General features: G+C 68.3%; 17 protein-coding genes and 2 pseudogenes. 10 read left to right on the top strand and 9 right to left on the bottom strand.

The window, feature by feature from the left end:
* Positions 1 to 8: 8 nt before the first annotated feature.
* Positions 9 to 506, bottom strand: a complete 498-nt coding sequence (locus LKD76_RS15420) for an LppP/LprE family lipoprotein (RefSeq protein WP_227982023.1) — start codon at positions 504 to 506, stop codon at positions 9 to 11.
* 117 nt (positions 507 to 623) lie between these two features.
* Here LKD76_RS15420 and LKD76_RS15415 point away from each other — a divergent pair, with 117 nt between their 5' ends.
* Positions 624 to 1,427, top strand: a complete 804-nt coding sequence (locus tag LKD76_RS15415; protein WP_227982022.1) for an inositol monophosphatase family protein — start codon at positions 624 to 626, stop codon at positions 1,425 to 1,427.
* A 16-nt stretch (positions 1,428 to 1,443) separates the two neighbouring features.
* On the opposite strand, the gene LKD76_RS15410 is transcribed toward LKD76_RS15415, so the two are convergent.
* A complete protein-coding gene (locus LKD76_RS15410) occupies positions 1,444 to 1,911 on the bottom strand; it encodes an RDD family protein (protein ID WP_227982021.1) in 468 nt (155 codons plus the stop codon).
* 291 nt (positions 1,912 to 2,202) lie between these two features.
* Here LKD76_RS15410 and LKD76_RS15405 point away from each other — a divergent pair, with 291 nt between their 5' ends.
* On the top strand, positions 2,203 to 2,550 hold the full coding sequence (locus tag LKD76_RS15405) for a hypothetical protein (RefSeq protein WP_227982020.1): 348 nt from the start codon (positions 2,203 to 2,205) through the stop codon (positions 2,548 to 2,550).
* 46 nt (positions 2,551 to 2,596) lie between these two features.
* On the opposite strand, the gene LKD76_RS15400 is transcribed toward LKD76_RS15405, so the two are convergent.
* Positions 2,597 to 3,316, bottom strand: coding sequence for a 3'(2'),5'-bisphosphate nucleotidase CysQ (locus tag LKD76_RS15400; RefSeq protein ID WP_227982019.1), 720 nt, complete (start codon positions 3,314 to 3,316; stop codon positions 2,597 to 2,599).
* Between the two features lie 224 nt (positions 3,317 to 3,540).
* Positions 3,541 to 3,716 (bottom strand): annotated as a pseudogene (locus LKD76_RS15395) (acyl-CoA dehydrogenase family protein); the annotation flags it as partial.
* A 180-nt stretch (positions 3,717 to 3,896) separates the two neighbouring features.
* On the opposite strand from LKD76_RS15395, the gene LKD76_RS15390 reads away from it, so the two are divergent.
* The 3 genes from LKD76_RS15390 (at position 3,897) to LKD76_RS15380 (ending at position 6,427) form a co-directional block, all read left to right on the top strand.
* Positions 3,897 to 4,550, top strand: a complete 654-nt coding sequence (locus tag LKD76_RS15390; RefSeq protein WP_227982018.1) for a TetR/AcrR family transcriptional regulator — start codon at positions 3,897 to 3,899, stop codon at positions 4,548 to 4,550.
* Between the two features lie 178 nt (positions 4,551 to 4,728).
* A complete protein-coding gene (locus LKD76_RS15385) occupies positions 4,729 to 5,286 on the top strand; it encodes an acyl-CoA thioesterase domain-containing protein (protein WP_372465812.1) in 558 nt (185 codons plus the stop codon).
* Positions 5,287 to 5,590: 304 nt separating this feature from the next.
* Positions 5,591 to 6,427 (top strand): pentapeptide repeat-containing protein, encoded by an 837-nt coding sequence (locus LKD76_RS15380; protein WP_227982016.1) that lies wholly within the window; start codon positions 5,591 to 5,593, stop codon positions 6,425 to 6,427.
* A 10-nt stretch (positions 6,428 to 6,437) separates the two neighbouring features.
* Here the strand turns inward: LKD76_RS15380 and LKD76_RS15375 are convergent, their stop codons facing one another.
* Positions 6,438 to 7,232, bottom strand: a complete 795-nt coding sequence (locus LKD76_RS15375; RefSeq protein ID WP_227982015.1) for an SDR family NAD(P)-dependent oxidoreductase — start codon at positions 7,230 to 7,232, stop codon at positions 6,438 to 6,440.
* Positions 7,233 to 7,371: 139 nt separating this feature from the next.
* Here LKD76_RS15375 and LKD76_RS15370 point away from each other — a divergent pair, with 139 nt between their 5' ends.
* Positions 7,372 to 10,656, top strand: a complete 3,285-nt coding sequence (locus LKD76_RS15370; RefSeq protein ID WP_227982014.1) for an arabinosyltransferase domain-containing protein — start codon at positions 7,372 to 7,374, stop codon at positions 10,654 to 10,656.
* A gap of 72 nt (positions 10,657 to 10,728) precedes the next feature.
* Here the strand turns inward: LKD76_RS15370 and gnd are convergent, their stop codons facing one another.
* Both gnd and pgi read right to left on the bottom strand, forming a co-directional pair.
* On the bottom strand, positions 10,729 to 12,171 hold the full coding sequence (gnd, locus tag LKD76_RS15365) for an NADP-dependent phosphogluconate dehydrogenase (protein WP_227982013.1): 1,443 nt from the start codon (positions 12,169 to 12,171) through the stop codon (positions 10,729 to 10,731).
* Positions 12,172 to 12,185: 14 nt separating this feature from the next.
* Entirely contained in the window at positions 12,186 to 13,847 is a 1,662-nt protein-coding gene (pgi, locus tag LKD76_RS15360) for a glucose-6-phosphate isomerase (protein ID WP_227982012.1), read from the bottom strand.
* Between the two features lie 152 nt (positions 13,848 to 13,999).
* Between pgi and LKD76_RS15355 the strand changes: the two genes are divergently transcribed.
* Positions 14,000 to 14,824, top strand: a complete 825-nt coding sequence (locus LKD76_RS15355) for a DeoR/GlpR family DNA-binding transcription regulator (protein ID WP_255660086.1) — start codon at positions 14,000 to 14,002, stop codon at positions 14,822 to 14,824.
* An 11-nt stretch (positions 14,825 to 14,835) separates the two neighbouring features.
* On the opposite strand, the gene LKD76_RS15350 is transcribed toward LKD76_RS15355, so the two are convergent.
* A complete protein-coding gene (locus LKD76_RS15350) occupies positions 14,836 to 15,585 on the bottom strand; it encodes a DsbA family protein (protein WP_227982010.1) in 750 nt (249 codons plus the stop codon).
* A gap of 162 nt (positions 15,586 to 15,747) precedes the next feature.
* Between LKD76_RS15350 and LKD76_RS15345 the strand changes: the two are divergent.
* Both LKD76_RS15345 and LKD76_RS15340 read left to right on the top strand, forming a co-directional pair.
* Positions 15,748 to 15,996 (top strand): annotated as a pseudogene (locus LKD76_RS15345) (aldehyde dehydrogenase family protein); the annotation flags it as partial.
* 83 nt (positions 15,997 to 16,079) lie between these two features.
* Positions 16,080 to 17,543, top strand: coding sequence for a bifunctional aminoglycoside phosphotransferase/ATP-binding protein (locus LKD76_RS15340; protein ID WP_227982009.1), 1,464 nt, complete (start codon positions 16,080 to 16,082; stop codon positions 17,541 to 17,543).
* Position 17,544: 1 nt separating this feature from the next.
* Here LKD76_RS15340 and LKD76_RS15335 read toward each other — a convergent pair whose 3' ends face one another.
* Positions 17,545 to 18,495 (bottom strand): 1-phosphofructokinase family hexose kinase, encoded by a 951-nt coding sequence (locus LKD76_RS15335; protein WP_255661516.1) that lies wholly within the window; start codon positions 18,493 to 18,495, stop codon positions 17,545 to 17,547.
* Between the two features lie 254 nt (positions 18,496 to 18,749).
* Between LKD76_RS15335 and LKD76_RS15330 the strand changes: the two genes are divergently transcribed.
* The gene (locus LKD76_RS15330) at positions 18,750 to 21,512 is read left to right on the top strand and encodes a cation-translocating P-type ATPase (RefSeq protein ID WP_227982007.1); all 2,763 of its coding nucleotides are present in this window, start codon (positions 18,750 to 18,752) and stop codon (positions 21,510 to 21,512) included.
* The last annotated feature ends 30 nt before the right edge of the window (positions 21,513 to 21,542 follow it).

Genomic DNA, 21,542 nt, shown 5'->3' with positions numbered 1-21,542 from the left:
CCGGGTCGTCAGGCAACGGCCTGGGGCGGCATCGGATCGATCGGATGAGGTGGGGCCTGGGGTGACAGCTCGTAGCGCACCGTAGCCTGTCCGGTCGGATTCGCGTTCGGGTCACCGGGCTCGAGCCATCGGAACCGCACGGTGATCTGCCCGGGAGCGTCGCTGCCGACGACACCGGTGAAAGCGGTCGGCTTCTCGGTTGCCGTGCTCCCGTACTTGAAGTGGTCGAACAGCAGGATGTGCGTGGGCGAACTACCGGTCGCACCCTCCGGATCGACCTGCACCCAGTTCAGAGCGCAATCGACGGACGAACCGCTGCCCGAAACCTGCCACGGCACATCGGGAAACGCGTCCGGTAGCCGTCCGACGGCCTCCTGCACCCGGTCGGCGGGGACGGCGGGACAGGGCCGAGGCGAGGTGGGGGGTTCCGGTTCGGCGACAGAGGTCCCGGCACAGGCCGCCGTGGCCGCGACGGTGAGTGCCAGTGCGACAACGGTTCTAGGCATACAACCGGCTCCTTTCGTTCGACGTCGGACACCCGGTACGTCGCCCGAGAACGCGGGGGCGTTAACCGAGTTGATCATTCGGTGGCAGGGGCCATGCGCTCCGGATAGCTTGCAGTCATGCAAGACCACCTCGACGACGATCTCCGTTTCGCCCATGTCCTCGCCGATTCCGCCGACGCGGTGAATATGGACAGATTCAAGGGCCTCGACCTCACGGCCCGGACGAGACCGGATATGACCTCGGTCAGCGACGCCGAGAACGCGGTGGAAAAGCTCATCCGTGGCCAGCTTCGCCGCTCCCGTCCGCGTGATGCCGTTCTCGGTGCGGGTGAAGGTCTGGTAGGTGGCGGTCCGCGCTGCTGGGTGGTCGACGCCATCGCCGGAGTCGAGAACTACGTGCGAGGTGTGCCGGTGTGGGCCACGCAGATATCGCTGCTGGAGGTGTCGGAGGGCGGCTATCGTCCCGTCGCCGGTGTCGTCTCCGCTCCCGCGCTGGCCCGCCGCTGGTGGGCCGCGAAGGACCACGGCGCGTTCACCGGCCGCAGTCTTTCCTCGGCGTCCCGCCTGCGCGTCTCCGGCGTTTCGACACTGCCCGATGCCTCCTTCGCCTACTCCAGCGTCATCGGCTGGGAGGAATCCGGCCGGTTGAACAACTTCCTGGCCCTGTCCCGCGAGGTGTGGCGGACACGCGCCTACGGAGACTTCTGGTCCTACATGATGGTGGCCGAGGGGGTGATCGATATCTGCGCCGATCCGCAACTGTCCCCGGGAAATATGGCCGCCAACGCGATCATCGTCACCGAGGCCGGCGGCACCCTCACCGGCCTCGACGGCGACCCCGGCCCGCTCAGCGGCAGCGCGGCCGCGTCGAACGGATTACTGCACAACGACTTACTGGGGTATCTGAACCAGCCGTCCTGACGCTACCGACACCGGATCAGCCTTCGACCACCTGGGTGCCGTCGGCAAGTCTGTCGTGCCAGCCCTGTTTGGTCGGGCTGGAACTCACCGTGACGGCGATGGCGATCGCGGCGATGAACCACAGCAGCCCGCCGATGTAGGGAATCAGATTGAGCAGCATGTACGCGTTGCGTAGTGCGGAATCCTTGATATTCGGCTTATCCGAACCCCCGGATCCCCTGACGTGCAGGCCCAGAATCTTCTTACCCGGTGTGGATCCCGTCGTTATCTCGAATCCGACGAAGTACAGGAAGCCGAAGCCGGCACCGGGCAGGATCGACACCCAGTCGGGCGTGTTCGCCTTGTTCAGCAGCCAGAACAGGATTCCGCCGACGATGCCCGCGATGATCCAGTCGATGAAACGTGCCGCGGCGCGTTTGCCGAGCCCGCCGGGTGCCACGCCCGCCGCCGTGCCGAACTGAGGTTGGTAACCACCTGTGCTCATCACGTTCCTCCTCGTCAGGACGACCACGCGCATCGCCCCCTATGTCGGGTGTGCGCTTCTACGATCGCACAATCGGAATCGCCCGCAGGTGCAACTCGGCCATGATCGGCCGGCCTCCAGCGCACGGTCGACCACCACGGTGGTCCCGCTGCTCCGCGCGGCGGGCGCTCTCACCGACGGCTACCCGGTCCACCTGCCCGATCGGTCTGAGGGGCCTGGGGGTCCGAGGGGCCTGAGGGTCTGATCCGGATCGGGAACCCGCAGGCGCCGGTGTCGGTCTACAGTGCCCTGGTGTTCGTTCGACAGCTGATCCTCACGCCCGTATTCGCCGCCGTGACCGTGCTGGCCGCAGCCGCCTGCACCGTGCACGGTGCGGGTACCACCACCGCATGCAAGGTCGACGGGTGCACGATCACCTTCGACCGGGGTGTCAACGCCAAGGCGAGTGTGCTCGGCGTGGACGCCGAACTCGTGGCCGTCGAGGGTAACCAGGTCACCCTGTCGGTGGGTGGGCAGAAGGTGACCGTCCCCGTCGGGGAATCGGGATCCACCGACGGTGGTGCCACCGTCAAGGTCCGAGAGGTCACATCGGATCGGGTGATCGTCGACATCTCGACCGGCATTCGACCTGGCGGCTGACGCGTTCCGGTGGCTGTCCGGCCGACGGTCCCGGACGCGGTACCGCTCAGATTCCGAAGTCCCGCAATGCTTCCAGGACTCGGTCCGCCAACTCCGGACGGCAGATGAGCAGGTCCGGCAGATACGGATCGGGCTGGTTGTAGATCAGCGGTGAACCGTCCAGACGCGAGGTGTGCAGGCCTGCCGCGGCGGCCACCGCCACCGGCGCACAGGAGTCCCATTCGTATTGGCCGCCGGAATGGGCGTAGATGTCGGCATCGCCGCGGACGACTGCCATCGCCTTGGCGCCCGCCGAACCCATGGGGATGGTGTCGGCGCCGAGGACGGCGGTGAGATGGTGGACGCACGCGGGTGGGCGGCTGCGGGACACGACGATGCGCGGCGGCCCGTCGTGGGCGGGTGGAAGCGCCGGAGGCGCACCGGTTTCCAATACCAGCCCCGGGACCGGGAGGGCGACGGCACCGATTTCGGCGCGGCCGTCGACGGCCAAGGCCACGTGTACGGCCCAATCCGCGCGCGGGGGCTGACCGTATTCGCGGGTGCCGTCGAGGGGGTCGACGATCCAGACCCGGCTGCGGGACAGTCGAATCGGATCGTCGGTGCTCTCCTCCGACAACACCGCGTCGTCGGGGCGAAGTTCGGCCAGCCGGCTCAGCAACAGTTCGTCCGAGCGCTTGTCCCCGACCGCACCGCCCTGGTCACGAATCTCGAGCAGCAGCTCACCGGCTTCCCGGGCGAGCTCTGCGGCCACCGCGTGGTCGTCCATCTTCGGTTCTCACTCTCCCGCCGGACGACGAACACATGCCGACCGGGCGCACCTCGCGCATCGGCCGTTCCGGCCGATACTCGCAATCACCCCGCGATGTTCGCCGGGATCTCTGCAGTGTGCCAGCCGACACGACCGGGAAGGGGCACCGGCCCGATCGGCGGGAGACTCGAGACCCGCCGATCAGCAGGCGGGCGCGGTGCCGCGCTGCGGTTTCACCAGCGCACCGCGGCGCCCGCGCGGGCAGGATCGGCGAAATCCGTTGCCAGCGGGGCGAATCGCGTCATGGTCGCCAGGTAGGGGTGGGATCGGTGGCGTGGCCCGGTTCCTCGAGGACGATGCCCAGCTCCACCGCTGCCGCCGCCCCGGTCAGTTCGGTCCAGCCGAGGTCGAGGTGAGCATCCGGGACCGCCGCTCCGGCCGCGAGACTGCCCACCGACGCGGGAATAACATTCTCCGCATTGGAATCTAACAGTCTCCAATTTTGTATCTGGACACCCGAGATCGACGCCCGGGAACATGACATTCTCCGGTACAGTGCATTCATGTTCTGCACACATCACCAAGGACCGAGTCGATCGTGAGCAGCCCCAGCGAAGAGCCCGCCTGGAAGCAACGCGCCGTCGAGCGCTCGATCCGGACCGCGAAATTGCGTGCCGAACAACGAGTGCAGCGCTTCCTCGACGCGGCCCAGGCCATCATCGCCGAAAAGGGCACCACCGACTTCACCGTGCAGGAAGTCGTGGACCGCTCCAAGCAGTCGTTGCGCAGCTTCTACCTGCAGTTCGACGGGAAACACGAATTGCTGCTGGCGCTGTTCGAGGACGCGCTGAGCCGCACCGCCGAGCAGCTGCGCGCCGCGGCGGACGGCCAGGACGACCCCCTGGACCGACTGCGCGTGACGATCGAGCTGCTGTTCGAGCTGAGCCGGCCCGATCCGACGGCCCGGCCCCCGCTGTTCACCGATTTCGCGCCACAACTACTGGTCTCTCATCCGGCCCAGGTCGAGATCGCGCACGCGCCGCTGCTGAGCCTCATCACGGAATTGATGGACCAGGCCCAGGAACAGGGCCGGATGCGCAAGGAGCTCAACGCCCGCCGGACCGCGGCGATGGTCATGCAGACGGTGATGTTCACCGCTCAGTCCACCGGCAGCACCGACGAGGAGACCTCGCACCCGATCACCGCCGACGAGGTCTGGAACTTCTGCGCACACGGCTTCGCGCAAGAATGAGAATTTCATTCTCTTAGCCGAGAAGGTCGATTACGCTCGGGATCATGCCCGATTTGTGGAGCGACCTTCTCGCCTGTCTCGACCCGCACCGGTTCCGGCCGCTGACGGCGACCGCGACATCGCGGCGTTCACCGGACCCGATCAGTGCCTGGGTCACCACCGCATCTTCGGTGGCCCATTGCTCGGCCAATTCGTCCGTGCCGCGCAGCCGGCCCGCTCGGACAAGTCCGTCGAATCTGTTCACGCGCTGTTTCCGCGAGAGGGGAAGCCCGACCGGGAAATTCGGTACCGGACCCAGGTCCACCATCAGGGACGGACCTTCGCGACCGCGCCAGTGCTCGCGGAACAGCCTTCTGGGGTCATCGCCACCGCGTCGATCTCCCTGCACGCCGCCGACACCGAACCCGAGCAGCAGGCCAGGGCAGCGATCGGGCCGCTGCCGCCGGCGGAGCACAAGGCGGGCTTCGACATCATCCCGTGGGAAACCCGCACCACCGCGGATCTCGACGACACCGCTTCGGCCCCAACGGAATTCGAGCTGTGGATGCGCACGCCCACCGCCGCGGCCGCCCTCGCGCCGGCGCTGACCGCCTACGCCACCGACCTCACGCTCATCGGCACCGCGCCGCGCCCGCTGGACGGCGGTGTGCCAGCAAGGCAACGGCACCGCCTTCCACTCCGCGGTCACCAGTCACACGCTCCTTCGCACAGGAAGCCACCATCCGGTCCCCCATGAGACCGGATACGCTGCCGCACAACCGATCCGATACGGCCTCGGTCCGTCACGTCACGCAGTGGGCGTATTCACTGTCGTGTCGTACGCCGAGCTCGGCTCCCTCGGCATGCGGGCCCTCACCCTACTCGGCTCACCGGCGGGCACCACCCGCCGAGACTCCTGACGACTCACCCCTCCGGTCGGCACGCCGCGCTCGACGATTACTCTTCGATAACGATCGCTATCACGAATGTCGAGCGGCTATATCGTCGCGACAGCGAGTAGAGAGCTTTTCTGGGCGTTGCACGACGTTTAGGAGGTTCGAATGGCTGTGCTCGTACAGCCGCGTTCCGTCCCCGCTTCCGCGGCGGACAATATTCTGATCGACAAAGCAGATCCGGCCGACTTCTTCCGGCGCAACAGGTTTCGATATCTACGGCAACACACGGACGAGAGGTTCGTTTCGGCGGCGGCCACGCTGTATGTCGGCGAATGGACGGCTCAACTGTCCGCGATCCGCACTCTCGCCCACATCGCCGATGTGTCGGCACCGGCGCCACGCCAACGATGCATCGACATCCTGTGCGGCTATCTCCGGCTTCCGCGCCGACCGGGGCTGATCGACCTCCACGACCGGGCCGTGCGCCGGGCGATCGTGACCGTCATCGCCGATCGTGTCCGCCGTGGCGCCCGCCGCAGCTGGTCACGGGCCACCTTCGATTTCCGCGGCGCCCACCTCGAAGATGCCGACTTCACCGCCGCCGTCTTCCGCGGCCCCGTGGTGTTCGAACACGCGACGCTGGCCGGCACGACCCGGTTCGACAGCGCGATTTTCGGCAGCGAAATCCATTTCCAGATGGCCGCATTCGACACCGCGTGGTTTCGCGACGCGCAGTTCGCCGATTCGGCCAGATTCTTCGGCGCCCGGTTCCACAGCGCGCGCTTCGACGGTGCGACCTTTCGGGTCGCCGCGCAATTCCCACTGACCGTATTCTCCGACTATGCCGGGTTCCGGCGAACCGCCTTTCGCGGCCCGGCATATTTCGACAGCGCGCGATTCCACGGAGCCACCGACTTCAGCGCGGCGCGATTCACCGTCCCCGTTCATTTCGACGGCGCCACCTTCACGATGTCGTCACGGCAGGCATGCCGCGCGGGCTGACGGGAAATCTTCAGGCCGTGTATCCGCCGTCGACATCGAGAGTCTGACCGGTGATGAACCCGGCCCGATCGGAGGCCAGGAATCCGACGGCCTCGGCGATGTCGTGCGCGCGGCCGAACCGGCGCAGCGGGATGTTGCCCCGGGCGACGTCGAGTGCCGAGGCGCTCAGATCCCCGGACTCGATGAGCCGCTCGGCCATTCCATCGGTGAGCATGCCCGGCCCCACGCAGTTGACCCGCACCCCGAAACGCCCCTCCTCGACCGCCAGGCCGCGCGCCACCGCTTCCACGGCCCCCTTGGTTCCGGCCGACAGTCCGTCGCGAACCGGGTGCCGCCGGACCGCCGCGGTGGTCACCGCGACCACGGCGCCCCGCGACTCCCGCAGCATCGGCAAGGTCGCGTGCATCAGGGTGAAGAAGGCCACCGCGTCGGCGTTCAACTGGTCGCGGTACCGCTCCGGTGACACCGTGCTCAGATGCACCATCGGCACGTGCGGGCCGGCGGCATAGACGACGGTGTGCACACCACCGAACCGTTCCCGGAAATCCGAGACCACCGCTGCCATCGCGGCCGGATCGCTCGAATCCAACGACCACATATGGCAGGCACGGCCGAACTGGGCGACCTTGTTCGCGAGCAGCTCGGCTCCCTCCCGGTTCGCCCGATAGGTGAATCCGATATCGCTGCCGCGCCGCGCGAGCAGTTCGACGACGGCCGAGCCGATACCGCCGGTACCACCGGCGATCAGCGCCGCACCGCGGCGCCCTCCGAAGTCACTCGCCACCAGCACCCCGATCTTGACCAAGCATTTGCTTGCCTCACGGTATCACTCGAATCGAGATGTCCGGGCGGTGGTGTGGGCACCGTCGCCGACCCTGAGCACAGGCTGAGGAACGGCAGACGAAATCGCGGATAACAGAAGCGTCACGCTAGCATCGGCGACCGTGGTCGACACGATGGTGAGGGCGGACGGTGCGCCGACGGCAGGCGCGGACCCCGGGACCGCGAGTAGACATCGCGGTCACTGGGCCAAGCCGGTGGCCCTCATCGCCGGGCTCCTGGGCGCGCTGTGCGCCATCGCGGTGCCGCTGCTTCCGGTGAAGGTGGACCACACCACCCTGTCGTGGCCACAACAGGATTCGACCCGCAGCATCAACGCGCCACTCGTCACCTACGCCCCCCTGACCTTCGACGCGACCCTCCCCGGCCGGTCGATGGCACAGCTGAGCGCACACGGCGGAGTGCTGGCCTCAACCCTGCCCGCCGGCGCGCCGCAGCTCGAGAAATACGGGTTCGTCGCCCGTGTGCGGCCCGCCGAGGGCGGCAAACCCGCCCTGCTCGAGGTGGTGCTGCGCAATCAGTCACTGTTGAGCGTCCCGATCGACGCGGTCGCCGACAGCACCCTGACCGTGCACGCCGATATGAGCTCGACGAAGGTCACCCTGCCCGGCTCGGATATCCAAGCGTCGGTACTGCCGCCGGGAGACTGGCGGCCACAAGTGGTCGGCATCTTCAGCGATCTCCCCAGAGCCGACGGCGCCGAGGTCGTCGCGCAGGTGGACAGCCGGTTCTCGGTCACGCCGACCTTCCCCAAGCGGGCCGCCGAAGTACTGGCCGTCGCTTTCACGCTGATCGCCCTGGGGGCACTGTATCGGCTGGACCGGACCGACGGACGGCGGTTCCGGCGCCTACTGCCGCAGCGATGGTGGCGGTTCACCGGTGTCGATGTGGTGGTCGGGGCGACGCTGCTGGTGTGGCACTTCATCGGGGCCACCACCTCCGACGACGGCTACCAGTTCGGAATGGCGCGCACCTCACTGGTGTCGGGCTATATGGCCAACTACTTCCGCTTCTTCGGCGTGCCCGAGAACCCCGTCGGCACACCGCCGTACGACATCATCGCCCACATGTCGGAGATCAGCGTCGCGAGTCCGTGGATGCGGTTGCCGACGCTGCTGGCGGCCGTGGTCACCTGGCTGGCACTGAGCCGGGAGGTGATTCCGCGGCTGGGCGTGGCCGTGCGCCACGACAAGGTGGCGGTGTGGACGGGCGCGCTGGCCTTCCTCGCCGTGTGGCTGCCCTACAACAACGGGTTGCGCCCCGAGCCGGTGGTCGCGGTCTGCGTATTGCTCACCTGGTGCCTGGTGGAACGCTCCATCGCCACCCACCGGCTGTTGCCGTACGCCCTCGCGATCCTCGTCGCCGCCTTCAGTTTCACCGCGGCCCCGTCCGGAATCATCTGCCTGGCGCCGTTGCTGGCCGGCCTGCGCTCGGCGGTGGGATTCGGCGTCCCGCGAGCACGCGAGATGGCCGGCGCGGGCCCCGGCGCCGCGGTGTCGTCGAGCGCCTGGATCAAGGCCTACGGCGCGTTGCTGGCACCGCTGCTGGCGTCCGGAATGCTGGTGCTGGCCTTCGCCTTCGCCGTCGAACCGCTCTCGGCGATGTCGGAGATGCAGCGCGTGCACAATATCGTCGGGCCGTCGGACCCCTGGTACAACGACTACCTGAACTATCAGTGGCTGTTCATGCCGTCGGCCGACGGGTCCATCGCCCGCCGCTTCGGCATGGTCGCGATGTGGCTGGGCCTGCTGGTCTGCGTATTCGTCCTGCTGCGCAAGGGCGGCCGGATCCCGTTCACCGCGTCCGGCCCCGCCCGGCGGCTGCTCGGCGTGACGTTCGGGGCCATGGTGCTCATGGCGACCGCGCCGACGAAGTTCACCCACCACAACGGGGTATACGCCGGATTGGCCGGAGCGGTCGCGGTGCTGACCGCGGTCGCGGTGGGGCCTCGGGTCATGCGCTCGCCGCGCAATCGAGCGTTGTTCGCCGCGGTGGTGTCACTGGCGATGGCGCAGATCTTCACCAGCGTCAACCAGTGGTGGTGGGTATCGAGTTTCGGCGTTCCGTGGTGGGACGAGTCACCGTCGGTCCTCGGCATCGGGTTCAGCAGGATATTCCTGGTGGTGGCCGCACTGTGCCTGCTGCTCGCGATCTGGTGGCACGTGCGGGCGCCGAAACCCGGCACCCCGCACCGGGTATCCCCGCGCGCCTGGCGCCTGGCCAAGTTCCCGCCACTGACCGCGGCCGCCGCGATCCTGGTGGTGTTCGAGGTCGTCTCGTTCACCGTGGGGGCGCTCACGCAGTACCCCGGCTTCTCCCTGGCTTCCTCGAACATCCATGCCGCGGTCGGCAATCCGTGCGGCTTGGCGAACAAGGTGATGGTCGAGACCGACCCCAACGCCTCGATGATGACGCCGCTCGTCGGTGACGAGTTCTCCACCTTCACCGGCGGTGCCCGGGGCTTCGTGCCCAACGGTGTGGGCGACATCATGTCCCCCGACGAGAAGGAGGAGACCAGCAGCATCTCCAAATCCTTCGGCGACAAGTCCGGCAAAGGCAACCAGGCCGGCGACTCGGCCACCCAGACCGGCGGCGCCCCACTGCCCTACGGCCTCGACGCGGCGACCACACCGGAACTCGGGACCTACGAGCAACAGGAGCCCGCCGACCTCGTCACCGGCTGGTACCGCCTGCCCGATCAGCACGACCGCGGCGACATCATCTCGATCGCGGCGGCGGGCCGCGTCCAGGCGGTAGGCCCCGACGGCGCATACGTCGGCGGTGAGCCGGTGGAAATCGAGTACGGGACCACCGATTCCGCGACGAGTGCACACCCGCAGGGACGGGTGACCCCGATCGACATCGGCCCGGCGCCGTCATGGCGCAATCTGCGAGTGCCGCTGGACCGGATTCCCGCGCAGTCCAACGTGATCCGCATCGTCGCCAAGGACCACAACCTCGATCCGCAACGGTGGGTGGCGCTGACCCCGCCGCGCATCCCGCAGACGCACACCCTCAACGACCTGGTCGGTTCGAAACAGCCGGTGCTGCTGGACTGGGCTGTGGGCCTGCAGTTCCCATGCCAGCGCCCGTTCGACCACAAGGACGGCATCGCCCAGGTACCGGGCTGGCGCATCCTGCCCAACCGGCTGGGCGCCCACGACACCACGATGTGGGAGAGCCACGTCGGCGGCGGCCCGCTCGGCTGGAGCCAGCAGTTGCTGCGGTCGCAGACGCTGGCCACCTACCTCGAATACGACTGGGATCAGGACTGGGGCGAGCTGCAGCGCCTGACTCCCATCGACCCGTCGGCGGTGCCCGCGGCCCCGGCCGTCACCCAGGAGACCCACAGCGGTACCTGGTCACCCGGCCACATCTACACCTGGTAGCCCCCTCGGATACGCGAAGGACCGCCGGATGTTCCGGCGGTCCTTCGCGATCGGCCCGGCGCCCGGCCCGCGCTAGGCGGAGACCTCGCTGCGGTCGCCGCTCCACAGCGTGTGGAACTTCCCGGCGGCGTCGACCCGCTCGTAGGTGTGGGCGCCGAAGAAGTCACGCTGCGCCTGCGTCAGCGCCGCCGGAAGGCGCTCGGCGCGCAGGGCGTCGTAGTAGGACAGCGAGGAAGCGAACGCCGGGACCGGAATTCCGAGCATCGTCGCGGTGGCGATGACGCGCCGCCAGCTGTCGATGGCGTGTTCGATCGCTTCCCGGAAGTAGGGGGCGAGAATCAGGGTCGGCAGCACAGGATCCTGCTCGTAGGCCTCCTTGATACGGTTCAGGAAACGGGCACGGATGATGCACCCCCCGCGCCAGATGGTCGCCAGGTCGCCCGGGCGCAGGTCCCAGTCGTATTCGGCGCTGCCGGCCGCGATCTGATCGAACCCCTGCGCGTAGGCGACGATCTTGGACGCGTACAGGGCCTGCCGGATGTCCTCGGTGAATTGCGCTGCGTCAGCGGGCTTCTCGGCGAGAGTGCCGGAGGCCAGTCCCTGTGCGGCCTTGCGCTGCGCGCGGGAGCCCGACAGGGCGCGCGCGAAGACGGCCTCGGCGATTCCGGTGACGGGGATACCGAGATCGAGCGCCGCCTTCACGGTCCAGCGTCCGGTCCCCTTCTGCTCGGCGGCATCGACGATGACGTCGACCAGGGGCTTGCCGGTCTTGGCGTCGGTCTGCGAGAGGACCTGGGCGGTGATCTCCACCAGATAGGACTCCAGCGGGCCGGAGTTCCACTCGGTGAAGACATCGGCGATCTGCTTGGCGTCGAAGCCGAGCGCATCGCGGAACAGATGGTAGGCCTCACCGATCAGCTGCATATCGGCGTACTCGATGCCATTGTGCACCATCTTGACGAAATGGCCGGAGCCGTCGGGGCCGATGTGGGTGCAGCACGGCGTGCCGTCGACATCGGCGGCGATCTTCTCGAGGATGGGGCCCAGCGACTCGTAGGACTCCTTGGGGCCGCCGGGCATGATGGCGGGACCGTTCAGCGCGCCTTCCTCACCACCGGAGATGCCGGCACCGACGAAGTTCAGGCCGCGCTCCTTCATGGCGGCCTCACGCCGGATGGTGTCGGTGTAGAGGGCGTTGCCGCCGTCGATGATGATGTCGCCGGGCTCCATCGCGGCCGCCAGTTCCTCGATGACGGCATCGGTGGCCTCACCGGCCTTGACCATGATCAGCACCCGGCGCGGCTTCTCCAATGCCGCCACGAACTCCTCGACCGTCTCGGTCCGCACGAAGTTGCCCTCGTCGCCGTGGGCTTCGAGCAGGGCATCGGTCTTGGCGACGCTGCGGTTGTGCAGCGCCACGGTGAAGCCGTTGCGGGCGAAGTTGCGGGCGATGTTGCTGCCCATGACCGCCAGACCGGTGACACCGATATTGGCAATTGCATTGGTGGAGGCCATAAATACAGCTCTTTTCAGGTCGGGTCGCAGGTGGTCGGTCGACGGTGCCCGAACTGCCGGGCATGCCGGTAGTGCATGATAAGTGCGTTCGTGGAGCTGTCGAAACCGGGTGACCGTTCGGATCGAAGCTCGTCGTGGATACGGGTGGCGAGCTTCTTGCCGAGCTCGACACCCCACTGGTCGAACGGGTTCACACCCCATATCCACCCTTGCACGAATACCTTGTGTTCGTACACGGCGATCAGTTGCCCGAGCTCGTAGGGGCCGAGGCGGGGCAGCAGGAGGGTGTTGCTCGAGCGATTTCCCGGAAACGATCGATGGGCGGGCACCTCACCGGAATCGTCGAGATCGCCGAACGCCAGGGCGCGGGTCTGGGCGAACAGATTCGATATCAGCAGATCGTGGTGAGCCGAGTGCGGGTGCCCCGGTTCGAGCACACCGATGAAGTCACAGGGGGTCGGGGTCGTTCCCTGATGCAGCATCTGGAAGAAGGCGTGCTGACCGTTGGTACCGGGTTCGCCCCAGATGATCGGGGCGGTATCGACGGCGACACGGTTTCCGTCACGATCGACCGATTTGCCGTTGCTCTCCATGTCCAGCTGTTGCAGGTACGCGGGCAGCAACGCCAGCCGCTGGTCGTAGGGCAGGACCGCACAGGACTGTGCCCCACCGAAGTTCCGGTGCCAGATTCCCAGCAGGCCGAGCAACACCGGCAGGTTCCGCTCGAAGGGTGCGGTGCGGACGTGATGGTCGATGGCGCGCGCTCCGGCGAGCAGTTCGGCGAAGGAATCGGGCCCGAGGACGACCATCAGCGACAGTCCGATGGCCGACCATACCGAGTATCGGCCGCCCACCCAGTCCCAGAATTCGAACATGTTGGCCGGATCGATCCCGAAGGCCGAGACCTCCTCGGCAGCGGTCGACACCGCGACGAAGTGCCTGCCGACCGCGGCGGGGTCACCCAGGGCGTCCAGTAGCCATCGGCGCGCGGTGCGGGCGTTGGTCAGCGTCTCGATCGTGGTGAAGGTCTTCGAGGAGACGACGAACAGCGTCGTCTCGGGGTCGATATCGCGCAGCACCCGGGTGATGTCATGGCCGTCGATATTCGAGACGAATCGCGCCTGCAGGCCGTCCTGGGCCCGTTCCCGCAAGGCGTGGTAGGCCATCGCCGGCCCCAGATCGGATCCGCCGATGCCGATGTTCACCACGGTCCGGATCGGGCGTCCGGTGGCCCCGCGCCACCGGCCCGAACGCACCCGATCGGCGAAATCGCGCATGCGATCGAGCACCGCGTGCACCGACGGGACCACATCCTCGCCGTTGAGCAGGACCGATGCCGACGCGTCGGCGCGCAGGGCGGTGTGCAGGACGGCACGATCCTCGGTCGTGTTGATCCGCTCCCCGGCGAACATGGCGCCGATTCCCTCGCGCAGGCCACGGTCCGCGGCCAGGCGGATCAGCAGCTCCATCGTTCGCGCGGTGACCAGGTTCTTCGAGTAGTCCAGGACCACGCCGTCGTACTCGACCGACATGGCGGTCCCCCGCCGCGGATCCAGTCGGAAGAGCCGGGCCAGCGACGTCGTCGCCAATTCCGCACGGTGCGCGCTCAATTCGCGCCAGGCCGGCGATTCGACCAGGTCGCCCTCGTCGGCCAACAGGTTCAGCGTGCGACTCATGGATCCCTCGGTCCGTCATGCGCGAAATCGCGCAGCCAATGCTCGAAATCATGCACTGTGGTGATGAGGCAAGTCAACCGCCGCTCCGAGTACCATGCACGAAACCGCAGTACAGCACGACCGACGCAGGAAACCTGGTCTCGGAGGCACAGTTGCACGCCAGCACCCGACGGCGCGAAATCATGCACAGGCTGGTCACGGACGGCTACGTCGAGGCCAAGGCCCTGGCCGACGAACTGGGCGTCGACGCATCCACGATTCGCCGAGATCTCGACGCACTCGAGCGTGCGGGGCAAGCGCAACGCACCCACGGTGGCGCCCGTCCGACTCCCGGCGCCACGGCGAAGCTGCCCTACACGATGAAAGAGGGCGAACGCCGCACCGAGAAGGCCGCGATCGCGGCGGCGGCAGCGCGCCGGGTCCACGACGGTGACACGGTGATCCTCGACAGCGGTTCCACCACCTACGAGGTCGCACGAGCCCTGCGGCAGCACGCGAATCTGACGGTGATCACCAACGACCTGCGCATCGCCACATTCATCGCCGAAACACCCGGCGTGCGCCTGCTCGTCACCGGTGGCGAACTACTCGGCTCGGTGTACACCCTGGTCGGCGAGCGCGCGATCGCATTCCTGTCCGACTACACCGCCGATTGGGCGTTTCTGGGCGCCGACGCCGTGGATATCGACGCCGGCATCACCAATATGAACACCCTCGAAGTGCCGCTCAAGCGGGCGATGATCGCCGCGGCCGCCCACGCGGTCGTCGTCGCCGACAGCTCCAAATTCGGCCGGCGCGCCCTCGCCAAGGTCGCCGGCCTCGACGAGATCACCCGCGTCATGACCGATTCCGAACTGCCCCCGGATATCGCCCGCCAGTTCGGCCGAACCCTCACCTGCGCGCACGTGGCTTCTCCCCCACCGCATTCCGGCGAGACGGCGAACGACGAGGGCGATCCTGCGCCCTACGGCACCTAGCGCGATATCCCTCAGCTCGCGGCCGCGATGACCGCGGCGAGACCGTTGGGACGCAGGAGCGCGGTGCTGTCGGTGATCTGCTGACCGTTGACGGAGACCGTGGGCGTGGACGTCACACCTCCGGCGAGCACTTCTTTCGTCTTGATACGCAGGTAATTGTCGTAGGCCCGAGCGGTGATGCATTGCGCCACAGCGGCATCGGCATATCCGGCCGATCTCGCGATACCGACCAATTCGTCGTCGGTCAGTCCGTCGCCGCCCTCCTCCGGCTGCCGGGTGAACATCTCCGACAACCACGACTGATAGTGCTCGACACCTTCGTTCGCGACACAGAACGAGGAGTTGCCGGCGCGCGAGGAGTACTGGGTCGTGCTGGCCCGATCGAGGAACGTGATGACGCTGTATTCCACCGCGGCAGTACCGTTGCGGACGGCATCGGTCAGCACGGAGCCGTTGGCCGCTTCGAACATTTTGCATGCCGGGCATTGCAGGTCCATGACGACCCGGACGGTCACCTTCGCATGCGGATCACCGACCCGGACCGCGCCGTTGTCCAGAACGTGCGCGGCGGAGGTCGCCGCGCCGGCCGCCGTCGCCGTTCCCGGGATCTCCCTGGCCAGGGCGGTGCGAGCCACCACACCGAGCCCGATCGCGACGACGATGACCAGCACGGCCACGACCGGCACCAGGACGGTGCGGGAGCGGCGGGAGATGCCGCGCGGCGACGGTTGCGGCGGCGGGCCGCTCGGATCAGTGCTCATTCGGATTCCCCCGCTCGTCCGGACATATCGCGGTCAGCCTATGCGGCCGCCGTGATCCGACCGGAGTCGGCCGGGCCGATGGAGGCCGGCCGGCGCCCGTTGCCTGCCGATTTGTAAGCGAGCACTCACTGGATTTTCGATTCGATCCTGGGCAATTTTCCGGACGAGGCGATCGCCGCCGCGAACGACACCGATTACGGACTCGCCGGTTCCATCTGGACCGAGAACCTCGGCCGCGCCCATCGCGTCGTCAACGAACTACGCGCGGGCCAGATCTGGGTGAACTCCGCCCTCGCCTCGGATCCCTCGATGCCGATCTCCGGGCACAAGCAGTCGGGCTGGGGCGGCGAGCGGGGCAGGAAGGGTGTCGAGTCCTGCTTCAACATCAAATCCGTCTACATCGGCCACTGACGGCACCGGCCGGGCCACTCGGTCCACGGGCCGGTGACTTTCGTCCATCACGAATCCGCCGCCGATCGGACACGCTGGGAGGAATGGAGACCAACGACCCGTTCGCCGCACTCGCCGAAACGCATTCGGCCGTGGTCGTTCTGTACGGAGATCGGGCCTACAAGATCAAGAAGCCCGTCCGTACCGACTTCCTCGACTTCTCCACGCGTGCGGCCCGGCGGCTGGCATGCGATCGTGAACTCGAACTGAACCGCCGCTTCGCTCCCGACGTCTACCTGGGCGTGGCGCAGCTGAGCGACCCGACGGGCGAGGGGGACGAACCGGTTCTGGTCATGCGCCGACTCCCGGATGCCACCCGGTTGTCGCATCGCCTCGACGAGTCGACGGTAGCCCGCGACACGCTCTCGATGCTGGTGCGGCAGGTGGCCGCCTGGCACGACCGAGCGCCGACAGGCCCGCGGATCGCCCGGGCCGCGACCGTGGACGCCGTTCGCGACCGCTGGCGGTCGCTCCTGTCCGGGCTCACCTGTCCACCGATCGAGCCCGCCTCGGCAGCACGTGTCGCCGACTCGGCCATGCGGTATCTGGCAGGCCGCACAGCGCTGTTCGACGAGCGCATCGCCACCGGTCGTATCGTCGACGGACATGGCGACCTGCGCGCCGACGACATCTTCGTCACCGACGACGGCATCCGGGTCATCGACTGCCTCGATTTCGACGACGAACTCCGTCATGTCGATCGACTCGACGACATCTGCTTTCTCGCGATGGACCTGGAGCGCCTCGGACACCCGGACGCCGCCGACAGCGTGGTCGCGGAGTACCTCGACACGACCGGTGACCCCGCACCGGAATCGCTGCGCCACCACTACATCGCCTACCGTGCGACCGTGCGCGCGAAGGTCGACTGCGTGCGTCACCGGCAGGGCGATCGGCACGCGGCGGCCAGTGCGGTCGCCCACCTCGAGATCGCGCGGCGACATCTCGCGGCCGGCGCGGTGCGGCTGGTGCTGATCGGCGGCCTGCCCGGCACCGGAAAGTCGACGATCGCCCGCCGGCTCGCCGAGGCCACCGGCGCAAACCTGTTGTCCAGCGACCACATTCGCGGCGGCGCACGAGCCGACGGCATACTCGCGGGCACGAACGCCGAATACGACCGCGGGCTCTACGCCCCGGCCGCACGCGACCACGTCTACACACTCATGCGGGCCGAGGCGCGGACCCTGCTCGGCGCCGGCCGCTGCGTCGTTCTCGATGCCAGCTGGATCGACGCCGCGCAACGCCGCCGCGCCGAACAACTGGCGGCCGACAGCGCGGCAGAACTGATCGAGTTATGTTGTCGCACACCGCAGCAGGTCGCGGCCGAACGCATCGCCGCGCGACTCGGTTCCGAATCCGACGCCACGCCCGCGGTCGCGGCGGCGATGGCGGCCGACGAAGATCCCTGGCCCGGTGCCGCGGTACTGGACACCACCGCACCGCTGGAACAGACCGCCGCGATCGCACTGCGGATCTACCGGCGGGCCGGCGATCGAGAAACATCGTGAGTCAGCGGGCCTCCGCCACCGGCTCGTGATCGGACACCAGCGCCTCGTACAACTGCTCGACGCGGGCGCGCAGCCCCGGGCCGGTACCCGAGGTGGTCAACGCCGCGGTGGCCGCGGCGATACCCAGCCGAACCGCGTCCTCGAGACCGGATCCCCGGGTCAACCCGACCGCGATACCTCCCACCATCGCGTCACCGGCGCCGATTCCGCTGCGCACCGGCACCGGGATCGGCGCGAACCACCGCGACAGCTCGGTGGTGACCAGCAACGCACCCTCGACCCCCAGGGAAACGACGACGACCTCCGCGACCTCGGCGGTCACCAGCTCGCGGGCCGCGGCCACCTGTTCCGCGCGGCCGGGCAGGGTGCGCCCGACCAGCTGCGCGAGCTCCCGCACGCTCGGTTTGACCAGGAAGACACCTCGGCGGATCGCGTGCAGCGCCGCGCCCGAGGTGTCGAGTATCATCCGGACACCTTGTGCGGCAACCATATCCGCGAGGATCTGGTAGAACTCCGGTCCGACACCGGGTGGCAGGCTGCCGCTGGCGACCACGTAGTCCGCTCCGGCCGCGTGCCGCTCCACCGCGGCCAGGCAGCGGTGCTGCTCGACCGGTGTGAGTCGCGGGCCAGGGAAGACGAACCGGTACTGCTCCCCCGTGTCGTCCGCGTGGACCGCGATATTCTCCCGGCTCGGCTCGGCGGTCGGCACCGTATGCGAGGGGATCCCGGCCGCGTGGACCAGTTGTTCGAGGAAGGCGCCGGTATGACCGCCCGCCGGGTAGATCGCGGTGACGGACTCGCCGAGCACAGCCACGGTGCGAGCCACATTGATACCGCCGCCGCCGGGATCGAACCGCGGCGCCTCACACCGCATCTTGTCGGTCGGTGCGACCCGGTCGGTGTGGCCGGCGACATCGATCGCGGGGTTCATCGTGAGCGTGACGATCGGCATACCGTCGATCTCACGCGATCGGCGCTTCGCCGAGTAGGGCATTCCGGTCGCCGTGGGCGGTGACCGAAGTCCCGCCACGGCCGAAAGTCACCTCGACGCGCGAAACCGGTCACTCGAGTGAGGTCCCCGCGGTCCCTCCCGATGCGCGGGCGCGACTTCTACAGTCGGAGACGGGCACGATCCACCGCACCGGCGAGGCGCCGGAGGGAGGCATTATGGGCCGCACCATCGTCCGACGGCGACGGTGATCGACGGTGCTCGACTCCGTCTCACCCGGCACCGACCGCGCCGCGACCGGCGTCTCCGCGCAGGTCGAGGCCACCGAACCGCTCGACCTGCTGCTCCGGGACCTGCGCAGCTCACGGGAGGGACTGTCCACTCGCGAAGCGCGACGGCGGCTGATCCACGCCGGATCCAACACGCTGCGCCGCCGCGGCACCCGGCAGTGGCCGCGCCGGCTGGTGCGCCAGTTCACCCACCCGCTCGCGCTGTTGCTGTGGGCGGCCGCGGCGCTGGCGTTCTCGGTGGGCATCGAGGCGGTGGCCGTCGCGATCCTGTCGGTGATAGTGCTCAACGCCCTGTTCGCCTTCGTCCAGGAACGCCACGCCGAACACGCCGTCGAGGCCCTCGCCGCGTTCATCCCCCTGCACGCCACCGTCGTTCGCGACGGCGCGCGGCAGAGCATCGATACGGCCGACCTCGTACCGGGCGATGTGCTGGTCGTGTCCGAGGGCGACAAGATATCGGCCGACGCCCGCCTGCTCGACGGTGCCGTCGAGGTCGACATGTCGGCCCTGACCGGCGAATCGGTCCCGGTCCACCGCAGTGCCGGACCGGTCGACTCCACGGTGCCCCTGCTCCAGGCCACCGACGTGATCTTCAGCGGTACCGCCTGCACGCAGGGCGAAGCCGTCGCGGTCGTCTTCGCCACCGGGATGCGCACCGAACTGGGACGGATCGCGTCGCTGTCGGAACGAGTGCACACCGAGGAGAGCCCCCTCGAACATCAGGTGCGCCGGGTGGCATGGCTGATCGCGCTGATCTCGGTGATCCTCGGCGCGGCGTTCATTCCCCTGGCCATCTTCGGCGCCGGACTGCCCTTCCTGGACGCGGTGATCTTCGCCGTCGGACTGCTGGTCGGCAATGTGCCCGAGGGGCTGCTGCCGGTGATCACCCTGGCGCTGGCCATCGGGGTCCGTCAGCTGGCGGCCCGGGGCGCGGTGGTCAAACGGCTGTCCGCGGTCGAGACACTCGGTTCCACGGACGTGATCTGCACCGACAAAACCGGAACACTGACCGAGAACCGCATGCGGGTCACCACCGTGCACACCAGCGGCGGCGACATCGATCCCTTCGCCGACCCCGACGCCGAGCCCGGTGCGCTCACCCGCCGTGCGGTCCGGGCGATGGCGCTGTGCAACAACGCCCACCCCTCTCCCGCCGGTCCTCTCGTCGGCGATGCGACCGATATCGCCGTACTCGCCGCCGCGACAGAGCTCGACCCCGCGGCGGCGCGCGGACATCGCTTGCGCCAGTTCGCGTTCGATTCGGTGCGCAAACGCATGTCGACTCTCGACGAGGGCGACGGCGCCCGCACGCTTCACGTGAAGGGCGCGCCGGAGACCGTGGTCCCGCTGTGCACATCGGAAGCCGGCCCCGACGGCCACGCACGGCCGCTGACCGAGCGCCGGCGCGCGGAGGTCCTCGCGACGGTCGACGCGCGGGCCCAGGACGGATATCGAATGCTGGCCATCGCCGATCGCCCCCTGACCGCCGATCGGCCGGATCCCGCCACGCCCGATGCGGCCGAGGCCGAGCTCACCTTGCTGGCGGTGGTCAGCATCGTCGATCCGCCACGGCGCGAGGTGCCCGGCGCCGTCGCCCGCTGCCATACCGCCGGAATCCGGATCGTCGTCATCACCGGTGATCACGGCGCCACCGCGGCGGCCGTGGCGCGACAGGTCGGCATCGTGCGCGGCACACCGGCCATCGTCACGGGATCCGAACTGGACGCGATGAGTGAGGATCGACTGGATCGGCTTCTCTCGAGCACCGACGAGGTGATCTTCGCCCGCTCCTCGCCCGAGGCCAAATTGCGCATCGCCGACGCGCTGCGAGCCACCGGTCACGTGGTGGCCATGACCGGCGACGGCGCCAACGACGCCCCCGCCCTGCGGCGCGCGGATATCGGAATCGCGATGGGACGCAGCGGAACCGACGTCGCACGGGAAGCCTCCACGATGGTGCTCACCGACGACGACTTCGCCACCATCACCGTCGCGGTGGAGTCCGGGCGCAGGGTCTACGACAACATCCGGAAGTTCATCTTCTACATCTTCGCCCATGCCACACCCGAGGTGCTGCCGTTCCTGGTGTTCGCGCTGTCCGGCGGCGCGGTGCCGGTACCGCTGACGGTGCCGTTGCTGCTGACCTTCGATGTCGGCACCGAAACCCTGCCCGCGCTGGCCCTCGGCCGCGAACGCGCCGAGCCCGGCATCATGCGGCGCCCGCCTCGGCCTCGCGGAGAGCCGGTCATCAAGCGCCGAATGATGGTGCGCGCGTGGCTTTTCCTCGGCGTCATCTGCGCCGTGCTCGCGCTGGCCGGATTCTTCGCCGTGCTGCTGGCGGCCGGATGGCATCCCGGCGCCCCCACCGGTGCGGGGACCGCACTGCACCACAGCTACCGTCAAGCGATCACGATGGCGTTCGTCGGCATGGTCGCCGGCCAGATCGGCACCGCCTTCGCCGCCCGCACCGAACGAGCCTCGCTACGGTCGATCGGGGTCTTCTCGAACCCGATGCTGTTGTGGGGCATCGCCTTCGAACTGGTACTGACCGCGGCCGTGGTCTACCTGCCGCCGCTGCAGAAGGTCCTGGGCACCGCCGCACTCGCGCCGTGGATGATCGCCTTCGTGCTCCCGTTCCCGTTCATCGTCTGGGGTTGCGACGAGCTGTACCGATGGCTGCTGCGCCGCCGGAATCCCGGTTCGCCCCAGGCAGTCGCCTCGCCCGGCTGAACCCCGCCCGGCTGAACCCCGCCCGGCTGA

This window comes from Nocardia spumae (assembly GCF_020733635.1).
GTDB lineage: Bacteria > Actinomycetota > Actinomycetes > Mycobacteriales > Mycobacteriaceae > Nocardia > Nocardia spumae.
Note: the sequence above shows the minus strand (reverse complement) of the source record. Positions and strands in the feature narration are given on the sequence as shown.